Source organism: Rhizobacter sp. P5_C2, assembly GCF_054049715.1.
Genome location: NZ_JBFULV010000193.1, coordinates 1 through 5,363, shown reverse-complemented (window position 1 = coordinate 5,363; position 5,363 = coordinate 1). Strand labels below are relative to the sequence as shown.

Annotated in this window: 4 protein-coding genes; all 4 read left to right on the top strand. The window is 74.8% G+C overall.

The features are described from left to right. Window positions 1–130: 130 nt before the first annotated feature. The gene (locus tag ACXJLU_RS32595; RefSeq protein ID WP_457337882.1) at window positions 131–874 is read left to right on the top strand and encodes a fimbrial biogenesis chaperone; all 744 of its coding nucleotides are present in this window, start codon (window positions 131–133) and stop codon (window positions 872–874) included. Between the two features lie 13 nt (window positions 875–887). After that, complete coding sequence (locus tag ACXJLU_RS32590; RefSeq protein ID WP_457337881.1) at window positions 888–3,278, top strand: fimbria/pilus outer membrane usher protein; 2,391 nt, start codon at window positions 888–890, stop codon at window positions 3,276–3,278. Next, on the top strand, window positions 3,275–4,129 hold the full coding sequence (locus tag ACXJLU_RS32585; RefSeq protein ID WP_457337880.1) for a spore coat protein U domain-containing protein: 855 nt from the start codon (window positions 3,275–3,277) through the stop codon (window positions 4,127–4,129). The genes ACXJLU_RS32590 and ACXJLU_RS32585 overlap by 4 nt, the downstream gene beginning before the upstream one ends. Before the next feature lie 221 nt (window positions 4,130–4,350). Further along, the coding region (locus tag ACXJLU_RS32580) for a WD40 repeat domain-containing protein (RefSeq protein WP_457337879.1) at window positions 4,351–5,363 on the top strand (1,013 nt) is incomplete at its 3' end.

Below are 5,363 nucleotides of genomic sequence, written 5' to 3'. Positions count from 1 at the left end.
CCACCCCGGCCGACGGCGCGGGCGAGACCGTGTCCTGGCTGATCTCGCCCGACGGCGAGTCCGCGGCGGACGACGCGCGGCCGGTACAGGTCGCCGCCGGCCGCGCGGTCGAGATGTGGATGATCTTCTGATGCGCCCGCCGCGCGCACGGGCCACATGGGCCGCGCTCCCGTTGGCGTTGTCATTCGCGCTGTCATTGGCGCTGGGGGCCGCACCGGCCGCCGCCGGCGTCTTCACGATCTCGCCGGTGCGGCTGCACATGGCGCCGCGCGACCGTGCCGTCGCGGTCGCCCTCGGCAACGACGGCGACTCGCCGCTGGTGCTGCAGGCGGAGCTGTTCCTGTGGCGCCAGGATGCCGCCGGCGCCGACGTGCTGACGCCCACCGATGACCTCGTGCTGGCGCCGCCGATCGTCAAGCTCGATCCCGGCGGGCGCCAGGTGGTGCGGCTGGCGATGGTGGTGCCGCGCGACGCCGCCCGGCAGCTCACCTACCGCCTGGTCATGCGCGAGGTGCCGGAGGCGCTGCCGGGGGCGCCCGGCGTCAGCGTGCCGGTCGCGCTGGCGATGAGCCTGCCGGTGTTCGTCACGCCGCCGGCGGCGCGCCGCGACCTCGCCTGCACGCTGCAGCGCGATGGCGCGCAGCTGCTCGCGCAGTGCGAGAACCGCGGCAGCGCCTACGCGCAGGTGCGCGAACTGCGCGTGCTGCGCGCCGGCCGGCAGCTCGCGCGCTTCGACGGCGGTGCCTATGTGCTGCCGGGGGCCAGCCGCCCGATCGCGCTGCAGTCCGACCCTGACGTGGCGCCCGGACCGGCGCAGCTGGCGCTGCTGTTCGACGACGGCTCGCGCCGCACCGACGAACTGGCGCTGCCGTGAGGCCGCGGCCGCGATGGACCGGCACGCGCTGCTGCGCCGGTCGGCCCGGCTCGCCTGGGTGGCCGGCGCGATGACGGCGTGCGCGCTGCCGTCGCTCCACGCCCAGGCGCAGGCGGTCGATGCAAGCGCGGAGCGCGTGCCCGGCGAGCGGCTGATGCCGCTGGAGGTGCGCGTCAACCAGCAGCCGAGCGGCGGGTGGCTGCTGATGGAGCGCGCCGGCGTGCTGTTCGCCCCCGCGATCGCGTTCGACGAATGGCGGCTGAACCGGCCCGAGCTGCCGCCGCTGCGCGTGCGCGGGCAGGCCTGGTACCCGCTGTCGGCGCTGCCGGGATTCGCCGCGCGCTTCCACCCGGCCGCGCAATCGGTGGACCTCGACTTCGCGCCGCAGGCCTTCGCGGCGACGCGCCTCACGCAAGCGGCGCCGAAGCGGCCGACGGTGTCGCCGGCCGAGCCGGCCCTCGCGCTGAACTACGACCTGAGCCTGACCCGCTCGGCGGCGCGCGGCGCGATGGCGCAGCAGGACCTGGGCGCGCTGGTCGAGCTCGCTCTGTCGGGCGACGCCGGCGTGCTGTCGTCCAGCCACGCCGGGCGCAACCTCGCGGTGCGCGGCTTCGATGCGGCGCCGCGCTGGCAGCGCCTGGAAACGAGCTTCACGCACGACTTCCCCGAGCCGCGCATCAGCCTGCGCCTGGGCGACCTCGTCACGCATGCCGGCGCGATCGGCCGGCCGGTGTTCTTCGGCGGCGTGCAGCTGTCGCGCAACTTCGCGCTCGACCCCGGCTTCATCAGCCGGCCGATCCCGTCGCTGGCCGGCACCTCCAGCGCGCCGAGCACGCTGGAGCTGTACATCAACGACGTGCTGCGCCAGACCGGCAACCTGCCGGCCGGCCCGTTCACGGTCAACGAACTGCCGCTGCCCGACAGCACCGGGCAGGTTCGCATGGTGGTGCGCGACATCCTGGGCCGCGAGACGGTCGTCGAGCAGAGCTTCCTGTCGAGCAACGCGCTGCTGGCGGCCGGCCTGAGCGACTGGAGCCTGGAGGCCGGCGAGCTCCGGCGCAACCTCGGCCTGCCCGACGCGCACTACGCCACCCGCTTCGGCGCCGGGTTGTATCGCCTGGGGCTCAGCCGCGACTGGACCGGCGAGCTGCGGGCCGGCCTCTCCGGGCCGCAACAGGAGGCGAGCATCGCGCTCAGCCATGCCCACACGCCGTGGCCGGTGCTGGTGCAGGCCGGTCTCTCGGGCAGCCGCAGTGCCCTTGGGCATGGTGCGGGTTGGCTGCTGAGCATCGAGCGTGCCGGCGTCGCGAGCGGCTGGCTGCTGCGCACCGAAGGCAACACCGACGCCTGGCGCGGGCTGGGCCAGGACCTGCAGACGCCGCCGACGCGGCGCCAGACGACGTTCAGCCAGCGGCTGAACGCAGGGGCCTGGGGCAGCCTCGGGCTGAGCGTCGCGCAGACGGTGGCCGGCGACGGCAGCCGCTACCTCGCGGCCACCGCCGGGCAGAGCCTGCGCATGGGCGAGCGCAACACGCTGAGCCTGGCCGTCACGCGGCTCACCGGCAGCACCGCCGGCACGCGGCTGACGGCCACGCTGTTCGTGCCGCTCGGACCGCGCAGCGTGCTCAGCACGACGGCGGCGCACACGCGGCACGGCGACTCCGACACCCTGGTCGGCCTCAGCGCCTCGCCGGACGAACCCGACGGCTGGGCCTGGCGCCTGCTGGCCGGCGAGCGCAGCAGCGCCGCGCAGGCCGAGGCCGGCCTGTACCGCGACGGTCCACGCGGCAGCCTCGGGCTGGACCTCGGCCAGACGCGCGAGCTGCAGACGCTGCGCCTCGGCGCGCAGGGCGCCTGGGTGGCAGTCGACGGCACGCTGTTCGCCACGCGGCGCAGCGGCAACGCGATGGCGCTGGTCGAGGTGCCCGGCCAGCCCGGCGTCGGTGTGAGCCTGCTCGGGCAGGTCGCGGCCCGCACCGGCAGCGACGGCCGGGCGCTGCTGCCGCAGTTGCTGGCGTACCAGGCGAACGCGGTGCGGCTCGACCCGTCGGACCTGCCGATCGGCGCCGAACTCGATTCGGTGGAGATGTCGGCCGTGCCGCCGGCCCGCAGCGTCGTGAAGCTGCGCTTCCCGGTGCGCAGCGGACGCGCAGCCCTGATCCGCGTGCGGCTGGAGGACGGCGAAGCGGCGCCGCCGGGCGCCGAGGTCGGCATCGTCGGCGACCCGCAGGTGTTCTACATGGCGCGCCGCGGCGAGGTCTTCGTGACCGGCCTCGCACCGACGGCCACGCTGGTGCTGCGCTGGCGCGGGCAGTCGTGCTCGCTGGCGATGCGGCTGCCGCCGGACGACGGCAACGACATCACGCGCCTCGGACCGCTGACCTGCGCCGGGGTGTCGCGATGAGCTTCGCGCAACGCTCAGGTGCCCTGGCCGGCACCCTGGCACTTCTCGCCGTGCCGGCGACCGCGGCGGGCGCGGTCAGTTGCACGCTGATGCTGAGCTCGCCGTCGGGCAGCGTGGCGGCGCCCGGCGCCCTGACGCTGGGCGGCACGCTGACCGTGCAGTGCACAAAGGCGGCGGACAGCCCGCTCGCGAGCGCCTCGTTCAGCGCCACCGTCGGCTCGACGCACGCGCTGGCCGCCGAGGACAACGCCGGGCGCGGCATCGGCTACGGCCTGTGGCAGGACGCCACCGCCAGCACCCCGTGGGGCAGCAGCGCGCCGTACGCGCTCAGCGGCAGCGTGGTCTTCGCCGGCGGCCCGATGGCAAGCACGCAGCTGCCCTTCTACCTGGTGGCGCCCGCGCGGGCGTTCCGGCCGGCGGCGGGCAGCTACCGCGACACGCTGCTCGTCACGCTGGCCTACAACGTGGACGGCAGCGCCGCGCGGTCCGGCGGCAGCACCGGCAGCGGCAGCGGGACCGGCGGCGTCGCGCTCGACGTGCCGCCGGCCTGCAGCCTGTCGATGCCGACCGCGGTGACGCTGGACTACGTCGCCTTCCAGTCCGCGCCCGCCATCGCCGCCAACAGCTTCAGCGCGGACTGCAACACCGGTTACGCGCTGGCGCTGGACAGCGGCGGCGGCACGCTGCTCGGCCTGCCCTACACGCTGACGCTGGATGCCGACTCCGGCCTCTACGACGGCCAGGTGCACCAGCACCATGTCACCGGCCGCATCGACGCCGGACTGGCCGGCTCCTGCGCGGCGGCGCCCTGCCAGGCGAGCCGGATTCACTGGCTGACCATCAGTTATTGAGGGGCTGACCGGTTGAACGGTTGAATGGCCCGCTCCAGCGGAGGGCCGGGAGGGCCGGGCGGGCGGCCGACTCCGATACCCTTGCCCGCTGGCGAGGACCCCCCATGTCGACTCTTCTCAGATCGGCCCGAGACAGGGCTGACGGATCCGGCAGTACCGATATCCCCAAGGCACGCAGCCGCCCACGCATCGGTGGGGCGGAGACGCCGCGCATCGCGCTCGTGTGCGTGTTGCTCGCGCTGGTGCTGCTGGCGCTGGATTTCAAGGTCAGCCAACGCGTGCTGGAACTCCACGGCCCGTCGGCGCTGGCGCTGCGCCCCGACGGCACGCAAGCCTGGCTGGCCGTCGATGACGAAATCTGGTCGTTCGACGCCGGCGGGCACCGCGGCAAGCGGGCGAAGCTCGCCGAGATCGGCCTGCCCGGCCACGCCTACAGCCTCGACTGGCACCCGGGCGCCGGTTTGCTGGCGATCCGGCTCGACAACGAGCCGACGATCCACCTGCTCGACCCGGCCACGCTGCTGCCGACCGGCACCATCACGCTGCAATGGCCGCCCGAGCTGGTGGAGCACGCGAGCCGCGCGGTGCACCTGGCCTTTGCCGAGGACGGGCGCATCGCGGCATCGACCGGCGGCGGCCATGCGGTGGCGCTGTTCGGCCGCGACGGCCGCTTCCTCGCGCGCACCGTGCTGGGCACCTACCGCTTCACGAACGGCCTGTGGTGGAGCGGCGATGCGCTGTGGACCACCGACACCAACGGCCTGCAGCTGAAACGGCTGGATGGCCGCACACTCGCGCTGCAGCAGGCGGTCGACGTGCCGGCGCCGCGCGGCACCCGCTACCTGGGCCTGGCGCGGCCGCATCCGCCGCAGGCGACCGACGTCAACGAACCGCTGCCGCTGGCCACCGTGATCCGTTTCGGCAACGACCGCATCGTCGGCGTGGTGGCCGACATCCTGCCCGGCGGCGGCGAGCTGCTGTTCTCGCAGACCGAGCGCATGGAGCCGCGCGACCTCGGGTGGCTGGGGCGCGAGCTGCTGGTGGTCGACGGCCGCAGCCGCTCGGTGCTGCGCTGGAGCGGCGCGCACGAGCCGCTGCCGCCGTTCGGCGATGCCGACAGCCGGCGCGACCTGCAGGAGGCCGCGCAGATGCAGCAGCGCCTGCAGTGGCTGCACCAGGCGCTGGTGGCCGCGGCGATCGGCGGCGTGGTCGCCGCGATCACGCTGGTGTGGCA